This window comes from Myxococcus sp. RHSTA-1-4 (assembly GCF_020037125.1).
Classification (GTDB): Bacteria; Myxococcota; Myxococcia; order Myxococcales; family Myxococcaceae; genus Myxococcus.
The window spans coordinates 584,035-607,099 of the sequence record NZ_JAIQDG010000001.1 but is presented as its reverse complement, the minus strand read 5'-3'; the positions used below and the strand labels follow the sequence as shown (position 1 = coordinate 607,099).

Here is a 23,065-nt window from a genome sequence, read left to right as displayed (position 1 = left end):
TTTCAACCGGCGCGCACGGTGAGTGTCCCACCCACGGGGAGGACGTGGACGCGCTCACGCGGCAGGCCACGGCGGGTCCACTCCGCGTCCAGGCGCTGGGGAGGCTCGTCGAGCGGCTCGTCCGTGAGCTTGAAGGTGCCCCAGTGCATGGCGAGGAAGCGCGCGGCGCCGAGGTCCTCGAAGGCCTGGACGGCCTCCTCGGGGTTCATGTGCTGGTGGCTCATGAACCAGGCCGGGTCATACGCGCCGATGGGAAGCAGCGCGGCGTCGAGGCCGGGGAAGCGCCGGCCGATTTCCTTGAAGCCGTCGAAGTACGCGGTGTCGCCGGAGTGGAAGACGCGGGCGCTGGAGCCCTCCACCACGAAGCCGCCCCAGAGCATCTCGTTGATGTCGTTGAGGCCGCGGCGGCTCCAGTGCTGCGAGGGGACGAAGTGCACGGTGACGGGGCCCACCTTCGTGGACTGCCACCAGTCCAGCTCGGTGACGGGCTGTCCCGAGCCGCGGAACACGGGCGTGTGGCCGAGGCCGGTGACGATGGGCGCGCCGACGTCCTTCAGGGTGGGCAGGTCCAGGTGGTCGTAGTGGTTGTGGGAGACGAGGCTGGCGGTGATGGGCGGCAGCTTCTCCACGGGGACGCCGGGAGGGACGTTGCGGCGGATGACGACGTTGATGGCATCGCGCAGCACGGGGTCGATGAGGAGGGATACGCCGTCGAGCTGGACGAGCCAGCTGGCGTGGCCGAGCCAGGTGAGGCGGGCGCCTTCACCCGGCGAGGGAGGCGTGGCGAGCAGGGCGAGGTCCGGCTCCACGCGGGGGACGGGCGCGCGGTCCGGGGACTTGCGGCGGCGGCCGGTGAACTTGTCCGTCACGGCCCACTTGAAGATGCGGTCGAACGGCTGCGGCCCGCTGCCGTCGAGGTTCTTGAATCGCGGGGCCATGTGGTTGTTCCTCCGTCCCTTCCGTGGGCCCGTGTGGGCTGGGGAGGGGCCCTGTCATGCTCGGGCGGAGGCGGGGGTGCAAGGGGGATGGCGTAGCTCGCTAGTAGTCCGGCAGGCAGACCCACGGCCGGTTGGGGCGGGCTTTCTTGCAACGATAGCCCTCCGCGCAGGTGTTGGGGCCGTTGGGGTCACAGGGAGGGTGGCAGCTCCAGCCATCGCAGATGAGTCCGGGGGGGCAGGAGGACGGGTCCCCGCGGCAGGACTGCCAGCAATGCATCCATACCGTGGCGGGGCGGCTCGTCTCGTGGTCCAGCAGACATTCCTGGTTGTCAGTGCACGGTGTCTGGCGGCAGTTGGTTCCGTAGACCTTCTCGCACGCGGAGGCACCGTCTTCGTACTGGATGCAGTGCTGGCCATCGGGGCATCCCGTCTCTTCACAGGTCGGCAGGCATAGGGATTCGAGCTCGGTCTCCGCGCAGAAGAAGCCCTCCGGGCAGCTTGCCGGGTCCTTCTTCTTGCATGGGCGGGCGCAGAAGCCGTCCTGTCCGCCGCAGGTGAGCCCGGGAGCACACGCATCATCAAGCGCTCTCCCAATCTCGACGCACATCTCGCCTTCCTTGCGGACACCCACTGGAACGCAGATGCGGACCAACGGCCCGTCTCCAGACGTCGTCAGGGTTCGGCAGACCTGTCCATCCCGGCATTGCACATCCGTCAGGCACTGGCTGTCGGAGCAGTACTGGGCCCCGGCCCGGGTATCCAGCAGGCACCCGAGGGGCGGCTCACACTCGGAACTCAACGCGCAGTTCCGGTGGTAGGTCTGCAGGCGCGCGCGTTCCTCGGCGGCGAGCACGGGGCTGACCTGATGTCCATTTACCTGGTGCTGCGCCGGCATGCCCATAGGGAGGGCACTGGCCAGGAGCAGCACCATGGGAAGGGGCAGTAGAAGCCCGAAGACTGCCCTGAGTGCCGTGCGCCAGCTCATTCGGTCTCGCCACACGTCTCGCGGCATGCCGCGCTGTGCTTCTTGTCTCCCTCGCAGTATCTCCGGAACTCCTCCGGCGTACATCGCTCTGGAATGTTCTCCAGCGCATCCTTGTGCGCCGCCCGGTCGATGAGGCCGCCGGGCCTGTGCATCTCGGGGCACCCCATCAGGGCAAGAGACAGCGCACAGACCCACGTGGCCGGGCATTGCATCGGAGTCCCCCGCGGAGGAAGCAGGCAGCCTGACGAGCCTACCGGCAGCCCTCCCCGGCTCCACCCACCCCGGAGGGCACCCGGCCGACGCACAGTGAGCAGCCCAGGCCCTCACTTCCCGATATAGAGAGCCCGATGCTCTCCCCCTCCGGCTCGACGACCCGCAAGCTGCTCCTGGCCTTCGGCGCGCTGGTGGCGCTCTTCACGGCCGCGTCCGGCTTCGCGCTCGCCCGGCTGACGGACATCCACGACGGCTCGCACACCCTCCGCGAGGCCGGTGGCCGGGTGCGCGACGCGCTGGAACTGGCCACCGCCGTGAGGGACCAGTACGCGCACCTGGCGCACACCATCATCCTCGGCAATGACAGCCACTCGCGCTTTCACGACGAGGCCCGGGCCCGCGTGGAGGCGCTCACCCGCCGGCTCCGGGAGCAGGCGCGCGACGCGCAGGAGCACACCTGGGTCGCGGACATCCAGCAGAACGGCGACGCGCTGGACCGGCTCTACCGCGACACGCTCCTCCCCGCCGTGCTCGCCAAGGACCAGGCCGCCGTCACCGCGGCGCACGGCCGCGCGCTGGAGCTCGTCTCGCAAATCCAGGCCCGGGCGGACTCGCTGGCGCAGCGCTTCGATGCGTCCATCGGCTCCTTCGAGGAGCACGTGGGCGCGGTGGAGCACGCCAGCTTCCGGTGGGCCCTGCTCTTCCTCGGCGGGGCCACGCTGTTCGCCGTGGGCGTGGGCGTCTACATCGGCAACTCGGTGGCGCGGCCGGTGGCGCGGCTCTCCGAGGGCGCGGCGCGGCTGGCCGGCGGCGACCTGAACACCCGCATCCCCGAGGGCGACCCGGGTGAGCTCGGCCAGCTCGCGGCGCAGTTCAACCGGATGACGGAGGCGCTCCGCGCGCACCAGGCGCAGCTCGTCCAGCATGAGAAGCTCGCGGGCATCGGCCGGCTGGCGGCGGGTGTGGCGCACGAAATCAACAACCCGCTGGGCGTCATCCTCGGGTATGTGCGCCTGCTGCAGCGCAAGGCGGAGGGCTCGCTCGCGGAGGACCTGAAGGTGGTGGAGGAAGAGGCGGTGCGCTGCCAGCAAATCGTCGAGGGGCTGCTGGACCTGTCCCGCCCGGGGCGTGGCCCGGTGGAGCGCGTGCCCCTGCGCGAGGTCTGCGAGGAAGTGGTGGCGCGGCTGCGCGAGTCCTCGCGGCTGGGTGACGTGGAGGTGCGCGTGGAGGGAGACGCGTCCGCCTGGGCGTGGCCGCCGCGGCTGCGGCAGGTGTTGCTCAACCTGGTGAAGAACGCGGCGGAGGCGGCGGGGCAGGGGGGCCGGGTGGCGCTGCGCATCGACGCGGCGCCGGATGGCGGGGCGAGCGTGGCGGTGTCGGACTCCGGGCCGGGCGTGAAGCCGGAGGACCGGCCGCGCCTCTTCGAGCCCTTCTTCACCACGAAGCCCTCGGGGACGGGCCTGGGGCTGGCGGTGAGCCAGGCCATCGCGGAGGCGCACGGCGGACGGATTGAGGCGGACACGGGCCCGCTGGGAGGCGCGCGCTTCACGCTGCGGCTGCCGCCCGCCTCGCCCGCGCAGGAGGCCATGGCATGAGCGCGCCGGAGAAGCCGGGCGTCCTGGTGGTGGACGACAAGGAGAACATGCGCAAGCTGTTCTCGCGCATCCTCGGGGATGCCTACGCGGTGACGGAGGCGGCGGATGGGGCCCAGGCCCTGGCGCTGCTGGCGTCGCGCGAGTTCGACGTGGTGGTGACGGACATCCAGATGCCGGGGGCGGACGGCTTCGCGGTGCTGCGTGAGGTGAAGCGGCGCGCACCGGACACGGAGGTGGTGCTCGTCACCGCGTACGCGAGCATTCCCAAGGCCGTGGAGGCCATCAAGGAAGGCGCCTACGACTACCTGTCCAAGCCGTTCGACCCGGACGAGGTGGCGCTCATCGTGGCGAGGGCGCTGGAGCAGCGGCGGCAGCGGAAGGACGCGGCGGGGCTGAAGGCGCGGCTCGCGGAGGCACCGGCCCTCCACGGACTGCTGGGCACGAGCGCTGCCATGCGCGGCCTGCATGCGCTGCTGTCCCAGGTGGCGGCCCGGGACCTCACCGTGCTGCTGACGGGCGAGACGGGTACGGGCAAGGAGCTGGCCGCGCGCGCCGTCCATGCGGAGAGCCCGCGCAGGGCGAAGCCCTTCGTGGCGGTGAACTGCGGGGCGCTGCCGGCGGAGCTGGTGGAGAGCGAGCTGTTCGGTCATGCGAAGGGCGCCTTCACCGGTGCCACGGTGGCGAAGCCGGGCCTCTTCGAGGAGGCGCACGGCGGCACGCTCTTCCTGGATGAGATTGGCGACCTGCCGCTGCCGGTGCAGGTGAAGCTCAACCGCGCCTTGCAGGAGAAGGAGGTGCGGCGCGTGGGCACCACCTCGCCGGTGAAGGTGGACGTGCGGGTGGTGGCGGCCACGCACCGCGACCTCTCGGCGGAGGTGGCGGCGGGCCGCTTCCGCGAGGACCTCTACTACCGGCTCAACGTGGTGACGGTGCTGCTGCCCGCGCTGCGCGAGCGGCGCGAAGATATTCCGTTGCTGGCCATGCACTTCCTCTCCCGCGCGGGGCGGCCGGAGCTGGAGGGCTTCGCGCCCGAGGCGCTGCGGGCCCTCGCGGCGTACGCGTGGCCCGGCAACGTGCGGCAGTTGGAGAACGCGGTGGCGCGGGCCGTCGCGGTGGCTCAGGGGCCGCGCATTGGCGTGGAGGACCTGCCGCCGGAGCTGGGCGCGGCCCGGGCGGCGGATGTCTCTGGAGCCCCGGCTGGACGGATTCCGGCCGAGGCGCTCGCGAAGCTGCCCTACCGTGAGGCAGTGGATAGCGCGCGCGACGCGGTGTCGCGCGAGTACCTCTCCGCGCTGATGCAGGAGTTCGGCGGCAACGTCACTCACGCCGCCGAGCGCGCCGGCATGGAGCGGGAGAGCCTGCACCGGCTGCTCAAGCGCTACGGGGTGCGCTCGGACGACTTCAAGCGCCCGGACTGAGACAGGAAGCGGGGGAACGCCTCGCTCCCGGTCTTGTGCATGCCTCGGGTGGAGCTCGCGCGGAATGGAGCCTCCATTCCACGGCAGCCTGAGCGGAATCCTCCAGTCACCTCAGGCTCCAGAGGGCACTCCCGGGCGGCGCTCGCGCGGAATGGAATCTCCATTCCACGGCAGCCCGGCCGGAAGCGTCCAGCCACCTCACACGAGAGGGCACACGCCCGGGGCGGGCTCGCGCGGAATGGAGCCTCCATTCCACGGCAGCCCGGCCGGAAGCCTCCAGCCGCCTCATGCTCCGCACCCATTCGGGTACGGGGCGCACCCGGTCTGCCCGCACCGTCAGAACGCCGGAACCACCGCGCCCCCGTAGGTGGCCTCGATGAACTTCCGCACCTCTTCGGAGTGGAGTGCCTTCACCAGCGCCTGCACCTCGGGCCGGCCTTCATCGCCCTTCCGCACGGCGAGCACGTTTGCGTACGGGTTGTCCTTCGGAGACTCGCGGGCGAGGACGCTCGCCTCCAGCCGGAGGTTCTTCTGGGCCTCCAGGAAGTAGTTGCCGTTGATGACGGCACCGGCCACGTCCTCCAGGGTGCGAGGCTGTTGCTCGGCATCAATCTCCCGCAGCTCCAGCTTCCGCGGGTTGCCCACCACGTCCTGCACGGTGGCGGTGGCGCCCGCGCCTTCCCTCAGCCGTACCAGCCCCTGCGCTTCGAGCAGCCGCAGCGCTCGGGCGGCGTTGCTCGGGTCGGCGGGAATGGTGACTTGCGCCCCCTCGGGCAGCTCCGCGAGCTGGCGGTACTTCGTGGAGTAGAGCGCCAGCGGCTCCAGGTGCACCGCGCCCACGCTGCCCAGGGACAGCTTCCGGTCCGCGCTGGAGCGCTCCAGGTACGGTACGTGCTGGAAGTAGTTGGCGTCGAGCTGTCCATCCGCCAGCGCGATGTTCGGCTGCACGTAGTCGGTGAACTCGACCACCTCGATGCGCACGCCCTCGCGAAGGGCCGCGGGCACGGCGGCGCGCAGGATTTCTCCGTGGGGCACGGGGTTGACGCCCACCTTCAAGGTACGGACGCCGGAGGAATCGCCACCCGTGGAGGACCCGGATGACGGCTTGCAGCCGGCCAGCAGCACGGCGGCGGAGAGCAGAAAGAAGGCAGAGAAGCGTTTCACGGCTGAGGACTCCAGGAAGAGAAGTTCAGGAAGAGGCGCGCTCGAAGCGCGAGGCCAGTCCGTCACCGAGCCACTGGACGAGCTGCACGAGCACCAGCAGCACCACCAGGCAGCCCAGCATGACGTCGGTGCGGAAGCGCATGTAGCCGTACTTCACGGCCAGGTCGCCCAGGCCCCCGCCGCCCACCGCGCCGGCCATGGCGCTGTAGCCCAGCAGGCTGATGACCATGAGCGCCGTGCCTCGCACGAGCGACGGCAGCGCCTCCGGGATGAGGACTCCGAGGATGACGCGGCGGCGGGTGGCGCCCATGGCGACGGCGGCCTCCACCAGCCCGGAGTCCACCTCGCGAAGGCCCTGCTCCACCACGCGGCCCATGAAGGGAATCGCCGCCACCACCAGCGGGACGATGGCGGCCGTGGTGCCGATGGTGGTGCCCACCAGCAGGCGGGTGAGCGGGACGATGGCCACCATGAGGATGATGAAGGGGACGGAGCGGCCCACGTTGACGAGTGTTCCCAGCACCCGGTTCACCGCCGGCCGCTCCCACAGTCCGCCACGGTCCGTGACGACCAGCAGCACACCCAGCGGCAGCCCCGCCAGCAGCACCAGCACCGCGGCCACCGACGTCATGTAGAGCGTCTCCCCCGTGGCCACCCACAGGGCGCGCAGCAGCTCGCTAGACACGGGGCACCTCCGGCGTCAGGCCCTGCTCGCGGAGGAAGCCCAGCGCTCCGTCGACGGCCTCCGGCGGACCGGTGAGCTCGAAGAGGAGCCGGCCCACGCGCGTCTCTCCCACGCGCTCCATGGAGCCCTCCAGCAGCCATGCGTCCACGCCGAAGCGCCGTGCCAGGGTGGTGAGGATGGGCCGGGTGGAGTGCTCGCCCACCAGGGACAGCTCCACCCTCCGGCCTCCGGGAAGCGCGGAGCCGTCCGCCGGAGCGGAGGGCGGGTAGCACAGCTCGTGCAGCCGGGTTCCGGAGCGCGCGATGAGGTCCACCGCCTTGCCCTGCTCCACCACCCGTCCCTGCTCCAGCACCGCCACCGAGTCGCAGATGGACTTCACCACCTCCATCTGGTGGGTGATGAGCAGGATGGTCAGCCCGAGCTTCTGGTTGATGTCCCGCAGCAGCCCGAGCACCGAGCGCGTCGTCTCCGGGTCCAGCGCGGACGTGGCCTCGTCGGACAGCAGGATGCGCGGGCGGGGCGCCAGCGCCCGGGCGATTCCCACCCGCTGCTTCTGCCCACCCGAGAGCTGCGCGGGGTACGCCCGTGCCTTGTCGGACAGCCCCACCAGCGCCAGCAGCTCCTCCACGCGCTCGCGGATGCGCTCGCGGGGCCAGCCCGCCACCTCCAGCGGCCACGCGACGTTGCCGGCCACCGTCCGCGAGGCGAAGAGGTTGAAGTGCTGGAAGATCATCCCGATGCCCTGGCGCGCCTCGCGCAGCTCGGCGGGCGTGAGCGCCAGCATGTCCTTCCCGTCCACCCGCACCTCGCCGCAGGAGGGACGCTCCAGCAGGTTGACGCAGCGGATGAGCGTGGACTTGCCGGCGCCGCTCTGCCCGAGCATGCCGAACACCTCGCCGTACTCCACCCGGAGCGACACGTTCCGCAGGGCCGTCACCGACTGCTCGCCGCGCCCGTACACCTTGCTGACACCGCGCAGCTCAATCACGGCGCACCTCCCGGCGGAGCAGCAGGTGACGGCCTGCTCGCCCCGCCCGTACATCCTGCTGTCGCGGTGAAGCTCCATCGCGGCGCACCTCCCGGCGGAGCCATCGCGTCACCACCCGCGAAGTGAAGCCGGTGAGGCCGATGGTGGGCGTGCCGAGCGGTGACACCACCGTCGGGCCTTCGCAGGTGTCATCCCGGGTGGGGCCGGCGGCGCTCTCTCCGGGACGCGGGTGCTGAGAGTCCTCCTGGGTGCTGCGGTACATCCGAGACTCCTGGGCGGCGTGCCGCCACTGCATGGTGGAGGGCCCCATCCCCGGGAAGGTGCACGCGGGGAGGGGAAACGAAACGGCCCGTTCCCTGGAAGCGGGGCACGGGCCGGAAGTACGCGGAGGCGTGAGGGAAGCTCAGTTCGCGCGCACGGACGGACCCATGGGGGCATGGCAACACATGCCTCCACAACAGGTCCCGAACATGGCGACGGAAATGAGCATCGGCCCCAGAGGTAACGGACGCCCCCGGGGCCTGTCAACCCGACTTGCCGCTCACGCCGCCGCGCGCACCGCCTGTCCGAGCGCGAGCGCGAGGTCTTCCTGGAGGTCCTCCAGCTCCTCCAGCCCCACCGAGAAGCGGATGAGCCCGTCGGTGATGCCGCGGCGCTGCCGCTCGGCGGCGGGGACGGAGGCATGGGAGTGCCGGGCCGGCACGGTGACGATGCTCTCCACCGCGCCCAGCGAGACGCCGAGCAGGGGAAGCCGGAGCGCCTCCACGAAGGGCGCCGCCCATTCGTCCCGCGCGAGCCGGAACGACACCACCGCGCCCGTGCCCGGGTAGTAGACCTCCCGCACCTCGGGCCGGTCCGCGAGCCAGCGAGCGAGCGCCGCCGCCGTCCGCACCTGCCGCTCCATGCGGACCCCCAGCGTCTTGATGCCGCGCTGGAGGAGGAAGCAGTCCTGCGGGCCTGGCACCGCGCCCACCGCGTTCTGGAGGAAGTACACCTCCTGCGCCAGGCTCGGCGTCTTCACCGCCACCGTCCCCGCGACGACGTCGCTGTGGCCCCCGAGGTACTTCGTGGCGGAGTGCACCACGATGTCCGCGCCCTCCGTGAGCGGGCGCGACACCCAGGGCGACAGGAACGTGTTGTCCACGACGAGCAGCGCGCCATGCGTCTTCGCGATGATGGACATCGCGGTGATGTCCGTGCGCTTCAGGAACGGGTTGCTGACGCTCTCCACCAGCAGGGCGCGGGTATTGGGGCGGAGGGCGGCGCGCACGGCCTCCGGGTCGCTCGTGTCCACGAAGGTGGCCTTGAGGCCGAACCGGCTGAAGACGCGCGTGAGCACCCGGTAGGTGCCGCCGTAACAGTCGTCGGTGACGACCAGGTGGTCCCCCGCGCTGAAGAGCATCAGCACGGTGGAGATGGCGGCCATGCCGGAGCCGAAGGCAAAGGCGGCGTGGGCCTCGTCCAGCTCGGCGAGCACGCCTTCCAGCGCCTTGCGCGTGGGGTTGCCCGAGCGCGCGTAGTCGAACTCGCCGGGACGCTCCAACCCCGGCTGGTCGAACATGGACACCTGGTAGATGGGCACCGCCGCGGCGCCCGTCGCGGGGTCGACTTCATGACCCGTGTGCAGCAAGCGCGTGGCGAGTCGGGTTCGCACGGCGGGCTCCTTCGAGCGCCTGGGCCAGGTCGGCGATGATGTCATGACAGTCCTCGATTCCCACGGAGAGGCGAAGCAGCCGGTCGGAGATACCCAGTTGCTCCCGGCGCGCGACGGGGATGTCGGCGTGGGTCTGGGTGGTCGGATAGGTGATGAGCGTCTCGACGCCGCCGAGCGACTCGGCGAAGAGGCACACCTGGACGGAGGCGAGCACCCCGGGCACCAGGGCCGCGTCGGTGACGGTGAAGGACAACATGCCGCCCACGCCCGGGTAGAAGACGCGCTCCACCAGCGGGTGGGCGTCCAGCCACGCGGCCACCTCGCGCGCGTTGGCCTGGTGGCGCTCCATGCGCAGGGCCAGCGTCTTCAGCCCGCGAATCACGAGGTACGCGTCCTGCGGCCCGAGGATGGCGCCGATGCCGTTCTGCACGTACGCGAGGCGCTCGCCCAGCGCCGCGTCCTTCACCACCAGCGCGCCCGCCACCACGTCGTTGTGCCCGGCGAGGTACTTCGTCGCGCTGTGGACGACGAGGTCCGCGCCCAGCTCCAGCGGGCGCTGGAGCCACGGCGTCAGGAAGGTGTTGTCGACGATGAGCAGCGCCCCGGCCTCGTGCGCGATGCGGGCAATCGCCGGGAGGTCCGCCGTCTTCATCAGCGGGTTGGTGGGGGACTCCACCAGGATGGCTCGCGTGTTGGGGCGCAGCGCGGCCCGCACCGCGTCCGGACGCGTGGTGTCCACGAAGGTACAGGGCACGTGGAGGAGGCGGTCCACCAGCCGGTACGTGCCGCCGTACAGGTCCTCGGTGAGGATGACGTGGTCCTCCGGGCCGAAGAGCTGGAAGGCACAGTGCAGCGCCGCCATGCCGGAGCTGAAGGCGAGGCCGAGGCTGCCACCCTCCAGCCGCGCCAGCGCGTCCTCCAGCGCGGAGCGGGTGGGGTTCTTCGTGCGCGAGTAGTCGTAGCCGGTGGACTGGCCGAGCGCGGGGTGCTGGAAGGTGGCGGACTGGTAGATGGGGACGGCGACCGCGCCGGTGGACGGGTCCCGGCGCACGCCCGCGTGGACGAGGGCGGTGGCGAGTTTCATCGGAGGAGTTCCTGCATTCGGGAGGGACATGGGTCAGCGGCCTCGCAGCGTCTGGGAGATGCGGAGGATGTCGGCCAGCACACCCGAGGCCGTCACCGCGCCTCCGGCTCCCGCGCCGCGGACGGTGAGCGGGAAGTCGCTGTGCCGCGTGGTGGTGAAGGAGACGAAGGACTCGGAGCCGCGGAGGTCCGCCGCCGCCTGGCCCGCCTCGACGGGGACGGGGCCCACGCGGATGACGGGCGTGCCGGTGCCGACCTTCGACGGGTCGATGCGCGCCAGGTAGCGCGGCACCGTGCCCGACTGGCGGTAGCGGGCCACGCGCTCCGCGTAGGCGGCGTCCAGCGCCTTCAGCCCCTGGAGGAACGCGTCCACCGAGGTGCCGGGCTGGGACTCGGCGGGGACGAATGGCTCCAGCGCCACGTCGGAGAGGGAGAGCGGCAGGCCCAGCTCCCTCGCGAGGATGAGCGCCTTGCGCGCGACGTCCGTTCCGCCCAGGTCCTCGCGAGGGTCCGGCTCCGTGAAGCCGCGCTCGCGGGCCGTGCGCACGGCCACCGACAGCGGCACGCCGGCCGTCAGCTCGTTGCAGATGAAGCCCAGGCTGCCGGAGAGTGACGCGGTGATGAGGCGCACCGTGTCGCCCGTGCGGACGAGGTTCGCCAGCGTGTCGATGACGGGCAGGCTGGACGCCACCGTCGTCTCGTAGTGGTAGGCCACGTGGTGGCGCCGCGCCTCACCGAGGAGCGCCTCGCGTTCATTCCAGGGCAGCGCCAGCGGCTTCTTGTTGGCCCCCACCACGTGGATGCCGCGCTGGAACGCCGCCGTGTAGACGGCCTCCATGCCGCTCGCGGCGGTGCAGTCCACGAGGATGGGCACCGGTAGCCGCCGCAGCTCGTCCAGCAGCGGCACCAGCGTGCGTTTCTCCGGGGCCTCCGGCTCGACGCGGGCAAGGCGCTCCTCCAGTCCGTCCAGCGGCAGGCCCGCGGCGTCGAAGAGGGCCCGGCGGCTGTCCGCGAGGCCCACCACCCGCAGCGCGATGCCATGCCTGTCCCGCAGCAGCGCCTGCTGCGCGCGGAGCTGCGCCAGCACCTGTCCTCCCACCGTGCCCCGGCCCAGGAGGAACAGGCTCACCTGCTGGTGGGCCAGGTTGAAGGCCGCGTGCGTGGTGCGCACCGCGATGGCGGTGTCCGCCGCGTCGACGACACAGGAGATGGAGCGCGAGCTGGCGCCCTGGGCGCTCGCTCGCACGCTGACGCCCACCGCTCCCAGCGCGCTGAAGAAGCGCCCGGCCACGTTGACGCCCTGGCCCATCGCCTCCGCCACCAGCGTCAGCAGTGTCACCGGCTGGCGGATGGCCAGGGGCTCCACCTCGTGGCGCGCCTGCTCCTGGGACAGCTCGGACTCCAGCGCCTTCTGGGCGCGCGCCACGTCCGGCCGGGGCACGACGACGGCGATGGACTGGCCGTTCGCCGACTGCGTGGACAGCCACACCGTGACTTGCGCCTCGCGCAGCGCGGCCAGCACCCGCTCACCGAGCTGGAACTGGTCGGACAGCTTGCGCACCTCGATGCCCAGCAGGGCGAGCTCCTCGCGCGTGGCGATGCACGTGGGCCGCTGGCCGTCGCGCGAGCCGATGGCGTCGATGAGCGTGCCGGGATGGTCCGGGTGCATCGTGTTGCGGATGCGCAGGGAGATGCCGGACTCGATGAGCGGAATCATCGTCCGCGGGTGCAGCATCCGGACGCCGACCGCCGCCAGCTCCAGTCCCTCGGCGTGGGTGAGGTGCGGGACGGGGTACGCGTCACTCACGAGGTCCGGGTCGGCGGTGTGCAGGCCCAGCACGTCCGTCCACACCGTGACTTCCGCCGCGTCGATGCCCTGGGCCACCAGCGCCGCCGTGTAGTCGGAGCCGTTGCGCCCCAGCGTGGTGGTGCGTCCGTCCGGCGTCGCGGCGATGAAGCCGGGGAGGACGGGGACGGAGGCCCTCCAGCTTCCCACCACCGCCTGGAGCCGCTCACGCGTCCGGGCCACGTCCACCCGTGCCGCGCCGAAGCGGTCATCCGTCACCAGGAGCTGCCTCGCGTCGTGGAAGGTGGCCTGGGTGCCCGCGGCCGTCAGCAGCTCGGCCAGGAGCGTGGCGGAGACCCGCTCGCCGAAGGAGAGCACCCTGTCCCGCGACGGCGCCGAGCACTCGCGGGTGAGGGAGATGCCCTGGAGGAGCTGCTGCAGCGGCGCGAGCAGCGTGTCCACGCGCGCCGCCAGCGCGGTGGACTGCTCCGGGTGGAGCGCCGCGGCGTTGGTCTTCGCGAGGTGGGCGATGCGCGCCACCACCGTCAGCGCGCCCTCCAAATCTCCCGACGTGGCGAGCCCCGCCGCTTCAATCAGCCAGTCGGTGGTGTCGCCCATCGCGGAGACGACGACCGCGAGCGGCCCCTGCTTCGCATGCCTGCCAATCAGCTCCACGACCTGCCGGAGCCGCCGCGGGGAGCCCACGGAGGAACCTCCGAACTTCATCACCTGGAACGGAGCGCTGCTCATCTGGAAGACCTCAACGGGCCGCACGGGCCCTGGAAGACAGTCAAAGGCAGACACGGGCCGCGCTCCGGGCACACGCGGGCCCGGCGCGGCGCACGCGCGCCACGATGCAAGGAATTGAAAGCGGGAGGAGGCGGGGCCCGGGCGGACGCGGACTAGCGGAGGCCGCCGGGCCGGCGCATTCGGGCGCGCCACACGCGCGGCGGACACATGCACGCGGCGGGCGTGAGGTGCTCAGCGGTGGCGTTCAGGGATGCGGAGCAGGTGGATGGAACCACGGGGGTCCTCTCTCACCGAAGCCGAGGGGCTTCGGACACTTGGATTGCCCGTGGAGGTATTTCTCCCCGAGCCGCATCGTTTGGACACCTTGGAGGTCCGACCCCAGGTTGTCGGGCCACCGCCGCGAGGCGGAGGCCGCTCTGGATGCTGGGACAGCAGATAAACGCGAAGCCTTCGCCTGTCAATCCCTCTCTTGTTTCAGGCGTGAAATAGGACGCCGGGCGGTGAGGGTCTTGGAGCCCCTCATCGCCCGGCGCGCGGAAGTCAAGCTGTCGTGCGTCAGCTCAGTCCCGCTGGATGGCACCCTTCGGGACGAGGATGACCACGTCCTTGCAGTCCCGGTAGATGATGGAGCTCATGTCGGCGTAGTTGTGCGTCGTCTTGCCGCCGTTGCGCACGATGCCCATGTCATTGCCCTTGGAGCCGCCGCTGTAGTCCCAGCCGTGGCGCGTCTGGAAGATGATGGCGCCGTCCGGCACCTTCCCCTGCGCGACGAGCTTCCGGTACTGGTCGGCGGACACCACGTTGGCGGTGGCGTTGCCGTACGGGCTCTTGATGGTCTGCTGGCGCGCGCCCGGGAAGGGGATGGACTCCCAGCCGTTGCGGAGCATCTGCGCCATGCCGCCGCGCGGGTTGTTCGGGTCCATGCCCGTGGCTTCCGGCGTGTTGGGGATGCCCAGCCGCTTCATGTTGTTGAGCGTGGTGAGCACGCACCAGCCGGTGGGGCCGTTGTTCAGGTGCGACGTGGCCAGCTTCTTCAGCGCGGGGTGGTTGGTGTTGATGCTGACGCCGTTGCCGAGCGTCTTGCCGGTGCTGCCGGCGTCGAAGGTGTCATTCGTGCCCGGCGTCGTCGTCGGCTTGGTGTTCGTCGCGGACGGGCGGCCACCGGCGTTGATCCACTCCAGCGTGGTGGGGCCGACGGTGCCCTCCTTGCCGGCGGGGGGCGTCAGCTTGTGCTCGAGCTGGAACTTGTAGACGGCCTCGCGCGTCTTCGGGCCGAAGTAGCCGTCCGCCTCGATGCCCAGCTTCTTCTGGAGCTCCTTGACGGCCGGGCCCTGGTGGCCGATGTGCAGCGACGCCTTGCCGGACTTCACGTCCGCGAGGCTCGGCGCGGGGGTGTAGCGGCCGTCGAACTTCGGCAGCTCGGAGGGCTTCACCGGGGTGCCGCCGGTGGGCGTGTTGGTGCCGCCGGTGCTCGTGGTGCCGCCGAAGTGCTTCGTCAGCGCCTGCGCGCGGGCCCACACGTCATTGGAGTAGTCGTTGCCGGTGGTGCCGATGTCCATGCCCTTGAGGGTCTGGACGTTGCTCACGCCGGAGTTGTAGGCGGCCACCGCGCCGCGGAGCTGCTGCTCGGGCGGCCAGTCCGGGTGGTTCTTCTTCACCTGGTTGAAGTAGTCCTTCAGGATGCCGGCGGCCTGGTCGATGTGCTCGCTGCTGTACGGACCGCCCGCGGGCTTGTGGTAGCGGAAGTCCACCTGCATCAGCCCGAAGCCGTTGCCGCCGTCACCGCGCCCGCGGCTGTCCAGCGCGCCGCCCGCGCGCGACTCACGGCTGGCGATGGCGGCCAGCAGCGCCGGAGGCAGGCCGTACTTCTTGCCCGCGGCCTCGAACGCGGCCTCGTACTTCTTCAGCTTCGACAGGTCCGTCTGCGCCATCTTCTGGGAGGCGCCCACACCCGCGGACAGGCCGTCCTGGCTCGCCGTCCTCGCGGAGGCCCCCGAGGGTTGGTATCGCGACAGGATGGCGTTGAGGTCCTGCTCCGCGGGGCTCGGCGTGGCGCGAACCTGGGAGACGTTGCTCGAACGCACGGTCATGGAGTTCGACATGGGGGTCCTTCCGGGGCACGGGGGGCCTCGAGGCTCCGGTTGGGGCCGGGTGCTCTCGGGGTTTGTGGGAATTATCCGACAGGGTGTGGAAAAGTTGCCTGGGCCCGGTGCGCTTCCTCCCGGCACATCACAGTGTGACCGCCGCGGTCACACCCGGGCGCGTTCCGGCGCGTCCAGGTCCGCGAAATCACTGGGCCCTGGTTCGGTACGCGGCTTGCGTTGGGATGGGGACATGTTCGTCGTGTCCGCCGCCCTGACCCTCATGCTGGCTGCCTCGCCCGAGGAGGCCTGGACGCTGGAACGCGTGGTCGCGGAGGCGGTGGAGCGCAGCCCGGAAGTGGCGGCGGCGCGGGCGGAGGAGGCCGGCGCGGCGGGCGTGCGGTCGTCGGATGGGCGGTGGCTCCAGGACAACCCCGAGCTGGAGGCGGAGATCGCCAGCGATGCGCTCACGGACAATGAGGGCGATCAGCGCATCAATCTGATGCTGAGCCAGACACTGCAGGTCGCCGGGCAGCGGGGACTGCGCGTGGAGCGGGCGGAGGCCGCGCTGGAGGCGGCCCGGGCCCGGCGGCGGGCCGTGATGCTGGAAGCGGCGGCGCAGGCGGTGAGCGCGGCGGTGGAACTGGAGCGGCGCGAGGCCCGGGCGAGGCTGGCGGAGGAGGCGCTGGGGCTGGCGCGGGCGCTGGAGGAGGCCACCGCGCGCCGCTTCGCCGCGGGGGACGTGCCGGAACTGGAGCGCAATGGCGCGGCGCTGGAGCGGGCGCGGGCGGAGGCGCGGGCCGCGCTGGCACGGGCCGAGGCGCAAGGCGCGCGCGCGGCGCTGAACCGGAGGCTGGGGCGCCCGGCGGCGGCTCCGCTGACGGTGTCCGTGCTGGTGGTGGGCGCGGGGGCTTCCTCCGTCGACGAGGGCACACGGGCGGCGCGAGAGTCGCGGGCCGCGCCTGTGACGGAGGCAGGGGAGACGCGCGAGGTGACGGGGGAATCGCCCAGGCAGGAGGAGGACACGTCCCTGCTGCGTGCCGCCCGCGCGACACTGCCCTCGCCGCTGCGGACCGAGCGGCCCGAGCTTCAGGCCGCGCGCGCCGAGGAGGCCGCGGCGAAGGCGGAGGTGGAGCTGCTGCGGCGCGAGCGCTTCCCGGACCCGACCGTGGGCGTGGGCTACGAGCGCGAGCGGCGTCCCGAGTCGCACGGCGTCATCACGGACCTGCACACGGCCCAACTGTTCGTGGCCCGGCTGTCGGTGCCCCTGCCGGTGTGGGACCTCAACCGTCGCGAGCTGGCGGAGGCGCGGGCGCGGCGCGCGGCACGCGAGGCGGAGCGCGTGGCCCGCGAGCGCGAGCTGGAGGCGGAGTCGGGCGCGGCGCGTGCCACGTTCGAGGCGGCGAGCGCGGCGAACACGGCGCTGGAGGCGGCCCTGCCCTCCGTGGAGCGCAACCTGGAGTTGGTACGTCGTGCCTACGACGCGGGCGAGCTGGGCCTGGATGCCCTGCTGCTGGCGCGGGACAGGGCCTTCGCGGCGCGGGCCGAGGCGGTGGACGCGGCGGCGGAGCTGGCCCGGGCGCGCACCGCGCTGCTGCGCGCGGAAGGACGGCTGCCCACGGGAGGGGTGCCGCAATGAGACGCGGATTGTGGATGCTGGTGGCGGTGTGCCTGGCCCTGCCCGGAGTGGCGGCGGCACACGGGGGCGAGTCGCACGGCGAGGCGCCCAGGGCCCCCACGCCGGGTGAGGCACAACACGTGCTGGCGGCGACGGGAGACGTGTTCGAGGTGGTGCTCAAGCACCCGGAGCACGCGGAGGGCCCCAGGACGCCGCTGCGCGTGCTGGTGGCGGACAGCGAGACGAACGCGCCGGTGAGCGGGGCGCGGGTGGAGCTGACGCTGACCGGCTCGGCCGTGCAGTCGCTGGTGCCGAAGATGGAGTCGCCGGGCATCTACGTGGCGGAGGCGGAGCTGTCGCCCGAGGTGGAGCTGGCGGCGGTGGCGACGGTGACGCGTGGTGACGCCGTGGACGTGCTGGCGCTGGGCACGGTGCACGTGGAGGCGGAGGACGAAGAGCACGCCGGCGAGCAACGCGGCGCGGAGCTCGCCTGGAGCGTCGCGGGAGGCGTGGCCGTGCTGGTGGCGCTGGGCGCGTTGTGGGTGTGGCGCCGCAAGAGGGGACTGCTGTGAGTGACGTGATGACCCTGGCGAAGGCCCCGAGGCGGGCGCTGACGGCGCTCCTGGCCGTATCCTTTATATGTCTCGCGGGGAGCCCCGAGGCCCAGGCGCACGAGGGCCATGGTGAGGCGGCCCGGCCCTCCCAGCAGCCCATCGTCCCCGGCGTGGCCTTCACGGTGCCCAAGGAGACGCAGTTCCTCCTGGAGGTGCGCACGCAGCGGGCGGCGGTGCGGCCGCTGGAGTCGCGGCTGGTGGCGCCGGGCAAGGTGGCGCCACGCACGGACCGCTACGCGCAGGTGTCCGCGCCGGTGCCGGGCCGCGTGCTCGCGTCCGGGGCCTCGGTGCCGCTGGTGGGGCAGCGCGTGAAGCGCGGCGAGGTGCTGGCCCTGGTGCAGCAGAGCCTCTCCACGTCGGAGGCCACGGGCCTGTCCACGGGCTACATCCAGGCGGAGGCGGAGGTGTCCCGTGCGCAGGCGGCGCTGGAGCAGGCCCGGAGGGATTTGGCGCGCCTGGAGTCGCTGCAAGGCGTGGTGGCGGAGAAGGAGGTCCAGCAGGCGCGGCTCGTCGTGAGCACGGCGGAGCAGGAGTGGGCCCGCGCGAAGGCGGCGCGGGACGTGCTGTCCGGTGCGCGCCAGGGGCAGGGCACGGCGCGCTTCCCGCTGGTGGCGCCCATCGACGGGGTGCTGGTGGAGGCGCGGGCCTCGGTGGGCGAGCAGGTGGACCCGGCGCGCCCGCTCTTCGCGGTGCTGGATGCCTCCGTCGTCTGGGTGGAGGCGCGCGTGTACGAGGGCGACGTGGCGCGGGTGGAGAGCGCCTCGGGCGCGCTGGTGGGTACACCCGCGTACGAGGGCCAGCACTTCGCGGCGCGGCTGCACCACGTGGGGCAGATGGTGGATGAGTCCACGCGCAGCGTGCGCGTCCTCTTCGAGGTGGACAACCGCGAGGGCCGGCTGCGGCCGGGCATGTTCGTGGACGTGGCCATCGGCCAGGGCGGCCGGCGTGACGCGCTGGCGGTGCCCGGGCCCGCGGTGGTGGAGGAGGAGGGCCGCGCCTTCGTCTTCGTACACACCGCGGCCGAGGCCTTCGAGCTGCGGCCGGTGGTGCTCGGCGGGCGGGACGGCGAGTGGCGCGAGGTGCGCCAGGGGCTGAGGGCGGGCGAGCGGGTGGTGGTGGGCGGCGTGGCGGCGCTGCGCATGGCCCGGGGAGGCACCCGGTGATTGACCACGTCATCCTGATGGCGCTGCGGCATCGCCTGTTCGTGGTGCTGGCGGCGGTGGCGCTGCTGCTCTACGGCGGCTGGGCCGTCACGCGCCTTCCGGTGGACGTGTTCCCGGACCTGAATCGCCCCACGGTGACGGTGATGACGGAGGCGGGCGGCCTGTCTCCGGAGGAGGTGGAGACGCTCGTCACCACGCCGATTGAGACGGCGATGAACGGCGCGCCGGGCGTGCAGCGGGTGCGCTCGTCGTCGGGCGTGGGCCTGTCCATCGTCTACGTGGAGTTCGACTGGGGGACGGACATCTACCTGGACCGGCAGCTCGTGTCCGAGCGGCTCCAGGTGGCGCGCGAGCGGCTGCCGCGTGACGTGACGCCGCACCTGGCGCCGGTGTCCTCCATCATGGGCGAAATCCTGCTGCTCGGCGTGCAGAGCGAGGGCGGGCGCACCTCGCCGCTGGAGCTGCGCACGCTGGCGGACTGGACCATCCGCCAGCGCCTGCTGACGATTCCGGGCATCGCCCAGGTGACGGTGCTGGGCGGCGGGGTGAAGCAGTTCCAGGTGCGCGTGGACCCGGAGAAGCTGCTGGCCTTCGGGCTCACCTTCGAGGAGGTGGAGCGCGCGGCCGGGCTGGCCCAGGGCAACACCACGGGCGGTTTCGTGGACAAGGGCGGCCGCGAGTACCTCGTGCGCAACCTCGCGCGCAGCGCCTCCGTGGAGGACCTGGCGAACACGGTGGTGGCGGTGCGCGACGGTGTACCGGTGCGCCTGTCCCAGGTGGGCGAGGTGGTGGTGGGCCCGGCGGTGAAGCGCGGCGACGGAGGGATGAACGGCCAGCCCGCGGTCATCCTCGCGGTGCAGAAGCAGCCCGGGGCCAGCACGCTGGAGTTGACGGAGAAGGTGGAGGCCGCGGTGACGGAGCTGCAGGCCACGCTGCCCGGGGACGTGCGGGTGCGGACGCTCTTCCGGCAGGCGGACTTCATCCACTCCGCCATCGGCAACGTGGCCGAGGCGCTTCGCGACGGCGCGCTGCTGGTGGTGGTGGTGCTCTTCCTCTTCCTCGTCAACCTGCGCACCACGGCGATTACCCTCACCGCGATTCCGCTGTCCCTGGTCATCACCGCGCTGGTGATGAAGGCGTTCGGCCTGTCCATCAACACGCTGACGCTGGGCGGCCTCGCGGTGGCCATTGGCGAGCTGGTGGACGACGCGATTGTGGACGTGGAGAACGTCTACCGGCGCCTCAAGGAGAACCGGGCGAAGGAGCAGCCGGAGCCCGCGCTGCGCGTCATCTTCCGGGCGTCGTCGGAGGTGCGGGGCTCCATCGTCTTCGCCACGCTCATCGTGGTGCTGGTGTTCATCCCGCTGTTCGCGCTGGGCGGAATCGAGGGCCGGCTCTTCGCGCCGCTGGGCGTGGCCTACATCGTGTCCATCCTCGCCTCGCTTCTGGTCTCGCTCACGGTGACGCCGGCGCTCTGCGCGTACCTGCTGCCCAAGGGGCGTCTGCTGGAGCACGGCGACGGCGCGCTGGTGCGGTGGTTGAAGGCGCGGGCGCGGCGGGTGCTGGAGGTGGCGCTGGCGCACTCCCGCCCGGTGATGGTGGGCGCGGGGGTGCTGGTGCTCGGGGCGGCGGCGGTGGTGCCCTTCCTGGGGCGCTCCTTCCTGCCGCCCTTCAACGAGGGCACCGCCACGGTGACGCTCATCGCGCCGCCGGGTACATCTCTGGAGGAGTCCAACCGCTTCGGGCTGCTGGCCGAGCGCCTCATCGCCGCCGTGCCCGAGGTGGAGACGGTGGGACGGCGCACCGGCCGCGCCGAGCAGGACGAGCACGCGGAAGGGGTGCACTACTCGGAGCTGGACGTGGACTTCAAGGAAGGGGAGGGCCGCCCGCGCGAGGTGGTGCTCGCGGAGTTGCGTGAGCGGCTGTCCCAGCTCCCGGGCATGTCCGTGTCCGTGGGGCAGCCCATCTCCCACCGGCTGGACCACCTGCTGTCGGGCATCCGCGCGCAGGTGGCGGTGAAGCTCTTCGGGCAGGACCTGGACGTGTTGCGCGGCAAGGCGGAGGAGGTCCGCGGCGTCATGGCGGGTGTGCCCGGCATCGTCGACCTGCAGGTGGAGCAGCAGACGCTGATTCCCCAGCTCCAGGTGAAGCTGAAGCGCGAGGAGGCGGCGCGCCTGGGTGTGCAGCCCGGCGCCATGGCGGAGCAACTGGAGAAGGCGTTCAACGGCGTGGTGGTGGGGCAGGTGCTGGAAGGGCAGCGCACCTTCGACGTGCTGGTGCGCTACGACGAGCGGGCGCGCGTGGACGCGGAGGCGTTCCGCCGGGCGCTGGTGGACACGCCGTCGGGCGCGCGGGTGCCGGTGGCCGCGGTGGCGGACGTGGTGGAGTCTCAGGGGCCCAACGTCATCCACCACGACCACCTGCAGCGGCGCATCGTGGTGATGGCCAACGTGGCGGGACGTGATTTGGGCAGCGCGGTGGAGCAGGTGCGCGAGCGCGTGGCCGCGCAGGTGTCGCTGCCTCCCGGCGCCTTCGTCACCTACGAGGGCCAGTTCGAGAGCCAGCAGTCCGCCACGCGGCTCATCGCGTTGCTGTCGCTCCTGTCGGTGGGCGGCATGTTCCTGGTGCTGTACGCGCACTTCCGCTCGGTGCGGCTCGTGCTCCAGGTCATGCTCAACATCCCCCTGGCGCTGGTGGGCAGCGTGACGGCGGTGGTGCTCACCGGGCAGCCGCTGTCCGTGGCCACGCTGGTGGGCTTCATCACCCTGTGTGGCATCGCCAGCCGCAACACCATCATGCTCATCTCCCACTACCTGCACCTGGTGGAGGTGGAGGGCGAGCAGTTCGGCAGGGAGCTGGTGCTGCGCGGCTCGCTGGAGCGTCTGGTGCCGGTGCTGATGACGGCGCTGACGGCGGGGCTGGCGCTGGTGCCGCTGGCGCTCGCGTCGGGCGCGCCGGGCAAGGAGATTCTGCACCCGGTGGCGACGGTCATCCTCGGGGGGCTCATCAGCTCCACCCTGTTGGATTTGCTCGTCACGCCGGCCGTGTTCTACCGCTTCGGGCGTCCGGCCCTGGAGCGCTACCTGGCGCGCAAGGCGGTGGCTCGCGCCGAAGAGGACACCGGTCTTCCGGAGGCGGCGCCTCCGGCGGAGCGGCTCGCGGGCTCGCTGTGAAGGCGGGCCCACGGGATTCGGGATTGGGAGGACGTTCGATGAAGAAGCGAATCATCACGGCGGTGATGGCCCTGGGACTGGTGGCCGCGTGCAGCAAGAAGGACGCACCTTCCGAGGCCTCGGCTCCGAAGGCGGTGGCCGCGCCCGCGAAGTCGCACACCGCGGAGGCGCCTCATGCCCACGCCGCGCCGCATGGCGGACTGGTGGAGTCCACGCAGCATGGCCACATGGAATTGGTGGCGGCGCGTGGAGGCACGTATCGCGTGTACCTGCTGGACGAGGCGCTCAACGTGCGTCCGGTGGATGGCGCCAGCGGCTCGGTGAAGGTGGCGAAGGGCGGCTACCCGGACGTGAAGCTGGCGCCCGCGGGAGACCACCTCGCGGGACAGGGGCCGGAGCACTCGGATGAGCACCTCGCCATGGTGGTGACGGTGGTGAAGGACGGGAAGCCGGAGGTGGCGCGCTTCACCGCGCACCTGGAGGCGAACCCCCACGGGCCGGAGGGCGCCCCCCACACGCCGATGCAGGCGCACGACCACACGCCGCTGCACGGCGGCATCGTGGCGATGAGCGGGGACACGCACCTGGAGGTGCTGTCGCTGAAGTCCGGTGAGGTCCGCGTCTGGGTGACGGATGCCTACCGTCAGCCGGTGTCGCTGGAGGGCAAGAAGGGCACGGTGGAGGTGGAAGGCACCGCCGTTCCACTGGTTCCCGATGCGGCGGGCGAGTACCTCACCGGAAAGCTCTCACCCTCCGAGGCCGAGCGCGAGGTGACGGTGCGCCTGCCGATGCCGGACGACCCCGAGTACTTCATCGGCTTCATGCTCACGCCCGTGGATGCGCCCAAGGCGGCCGCGGCCGGCGCGGTGGCACAGGCCGGAGCGGTGCAGGAAGTCACCATCACCGTGCAGGGCGGCTACGCGCCGAGCGAGGTGGTGCTGAAGCAGGGCGTGCCGGCGCGGCTGCGCTTCGTGCGCAAGGACTCGGGCGGGTGCGGGGAGGAGTTGCTCATTCCGGCTTTTGGCATCCAGAAGCCGCTGCCGGGCCTGAAGGAGACGGTGGTGTCCTTCGTGCCGGACAAGGTGGGCTCGTTCCCCTTCACCTGTGGCATGCAGATGATGAAGGGCACCCTGGTGGTGCGTGAATAGGGAGGGCGG

Annotated in this window: 16 protein-coding genes and 1 riboswitch; of the genes, 7 read left to right on the top strand and 9 right to left on the bottom strand. The window is 71.8% G+C overall.

All coding sequences use genetic code 11. The annotated features are described in order from the left end of the window. Positions 1 to 2 precede the first annotated feature (2 nt). A complete protein-coding gene (locus K8638_RS02480) occupies positions 3 to 938 on the bottom strand; it encodes an MBL fold metallo-hydrolase (RefSeq protein WP_223752747.1) in 936 nt (311 codons plus the stop codon). Positions 939 to 2,270: 1,332 nt separating this feature from the next. Here K8638_RS02480 and K8638_RS02475 point away from each other — a divergent pair. Both K8638_RS02475 and K8638_RS02470 read left to right on the top strand, forming a co-directional pair. Continuing rightward, a complete protein-coding gene (locus K8638_RS02475) occupies positions 2,271 to 3,731 on the top strand; it encodes an ATP-binding protein (protein ID WP_223752746.1) in 1,461 nt (486 codons plus the stop codon). Beyond that, positions 3,728 to 5,149, top strand: a complete 1,422-nt coding sequence (locus tag K8638_RS02470) for a sigma-54 dependent transcriptional regulator (RefSeq protein ID WP_223752745.1) — start codon at positions 3,728 to 3,730, stop codon at positions 5,147 to 5,149. Before K8638_RS02475 ends, K8638_RS02470 begins: the two co-directional genes overlap by 4 nt. Positions 5,150 to 5,485: 336 nt before the next feature. On the opposite strand, the gene K8638_RS02465 is transcribed toward K8638_RS02470, so the two are convergent. The 8 genes from K8638_RS02465 to K8638_RS02430 form a co-directional block, all read right to left on the bottom strand. After that, on the bottom strand, positions 5,486 to 6,313 hold the full coding sequence (locus tag K8638_RS02465; RefSeq protein ID WP_223752744.1) for a MetQ/NlpA family ABC transporter substrate-binding protein: 828 nt from the start codon (positions 6,311 to 6,313) through the stop codon (positions 5,486 to 5,488). Between the two features lie 25 nt (positions 6,314 to 6,338). Continuing rightward, positions 6,339 to 6,998 carry a methionine ABC transporter permease gene (locus K8638_RS02460; protein ID WP_223752743.1) on the bottom strand — a complete coding sequence of 220 codons (660 nt, stop codon included), beginning with the start codon at positions 6,996 to 6,998 and terminating at the stop codon, positions 6,339 to 6,341. Continuing rightward, complete coding sequence (locus tag K8638_RS02455) at positions 6,991 to 7,986, bottom strand: ATP-binding cassette domain-containing protein (protein WP_223752742.1); 996 nt, start codon at positions 7,984 to 7,986, stop codon at positions 6,991 to 6,993. Before K8638_RS02455 ends, K8638_RS02460 begins: the two co-directional genes overlap by 8 nt. Then, positions 7,979 to 8,248, bottom strand: coding sequence for a hypothetical protein (locus K8638_RS02450; protein WP_223752741.1), 270 nt, complete (start codon positions 8,246 to 8,248; stop codon positions 7,979 to 7,981). The genes K8638_RS02455 and K8638_RS02450 overlap by 8 nt, the downstream gene beginning before the upstream one ends. Before the next feature lie 279 nt (positions 8,249 to 8,527). Continuing rightward, positions 8,528 to 9,685 carry a PLP-dependent aspartate aminotransferase family protein gene (locus K8638_RS02445; protein WP_223752740.1) on the bottom strand — a complete coding sequence of 386 codons (1,158 nt, stop codon included), beginning with the start codon at positions 9,683 to 9,685 and terminating at the stop codon, positions 8,528 to 8,530. Continuing rightward, a complete protein-coding gene (locus K8638_RS02440) occupies positions 9,597 to 10,724 on the bottom strand; it encodes a PLP-dependent aspartate aminotransferase family protein (protein WP_223752739.1) in 1,128 nt (375 codons plus the stop codon). The genes K8638_RS02445 and K8638_RS02440 overlap by 89 nt, the downstream gene beginning before the upstream one ends. A 33-nt stretch (positions 10,725 to 10,757) precedes the next feature. Then, a complete protein-coding gene (gene thrA / locus K8638_RS02435) occupies positions 10,758 to 13,259 on the bottom strand; it encodes a bifunctional aspartate kinase/homoserine dehydrogenase I (RefSeq protein WP_223752738.1) in 2,502 nt (833 codons plus the stop codon). A 305-nt stretch (positions 13,260 to 13,564) separates the two neighbouring features. After that, positions 13,565 to 13,688: riboswitch (SAM-I-IV-variant riboswitch) on the bottom strand. A 131-nt stretch (positions 13,689 to 13,819) separates the two neighbouring features. Then, on the bottom strand, positions 13,820 to 15,361 hold the full coding sequence (locus K8638_RS02430) for a peptidoglycan-binding protein (protein WP_223752737.1): 1,542 nt from the start codon (positions 15,359 to 15,361) through the stop codon (positions 13,820 to 13,822). A gap of 232 nt (positions 15,362 to 15,593) precedes the next feature. Between K8638_RS02430 and K8638_RS02425 the strand changes: the two genes are divergently transcribed. From K8638_RS02425 to K8638_RS44805, 5 genes are read left to right on the top strand one after another with little or no spacing between them, the layout of a single operon-like run. Next, entirely contained in the window at positions 15,594 to 16,979 is a 1,386-nt protein-coding gene (locus K8638_RS02425) for a TolC family protein (protein ID WP_223752736.1), read from the top strand. Beyond that, positions 16,976 to 17,530, top strand: a complete 555-nt coding sequence (locus K8638_RS02420) for a hypothetical protein (protein ID WP_223752735.1) — start codon at positions 16,976 to 16,978, stop codon at positions 17,528 to 17,530. Before K8638_RS02425 ends, K8638_RS02420 begins: the two co-directional genes overlap by 4 nt. Then, complete coding sequence (locus K8638_RS02415; RefSeq protein ID WP_223752734.1) at positions 17,527 to 18,735, top strand: efflux RND transporter periplasmic adaptor subunit; 1,209 nt, start codon at positions 17,527 to 17,529, stop codon at positions 18,733 to 18,735. Before K8638_RS02420 ends, K8638_RS02415 begins: the two co-directional genes overlap by 4 nt. Continuing rightward, on the top strand, positions 18,732 to 21,908 hold the full coding sequence (locus tag K8638_RS02410; protein WP_223752733.1) for an efflux RND transporter permease subunit: 3,177 nt from the start codon (positions 18,732 to 18,734) through the stop codon (positions 21,906 to 21,908). The genes K8638_RS02415 and K8638_RS02410 overlap by 4 nt, the downstream gene beginning before the upstream one ends. A 38-nt stretch (positions 21,909 to 21,946) precedes the next feature. Continuing rightward, positions 21,947 to 23,056: a cupredoxin domain-containing protein gene (locus K8638_RS44805; protein ID WP_305071139.1), complete on the top strand. Its 1,110-nt coding sequence runs from the start codon at positions 21,947 to 21,949 to the stop codon at positions 23,054 to 23,056. Positions 23,057 to 23,065: the final 9 nt, after the last annotated feature.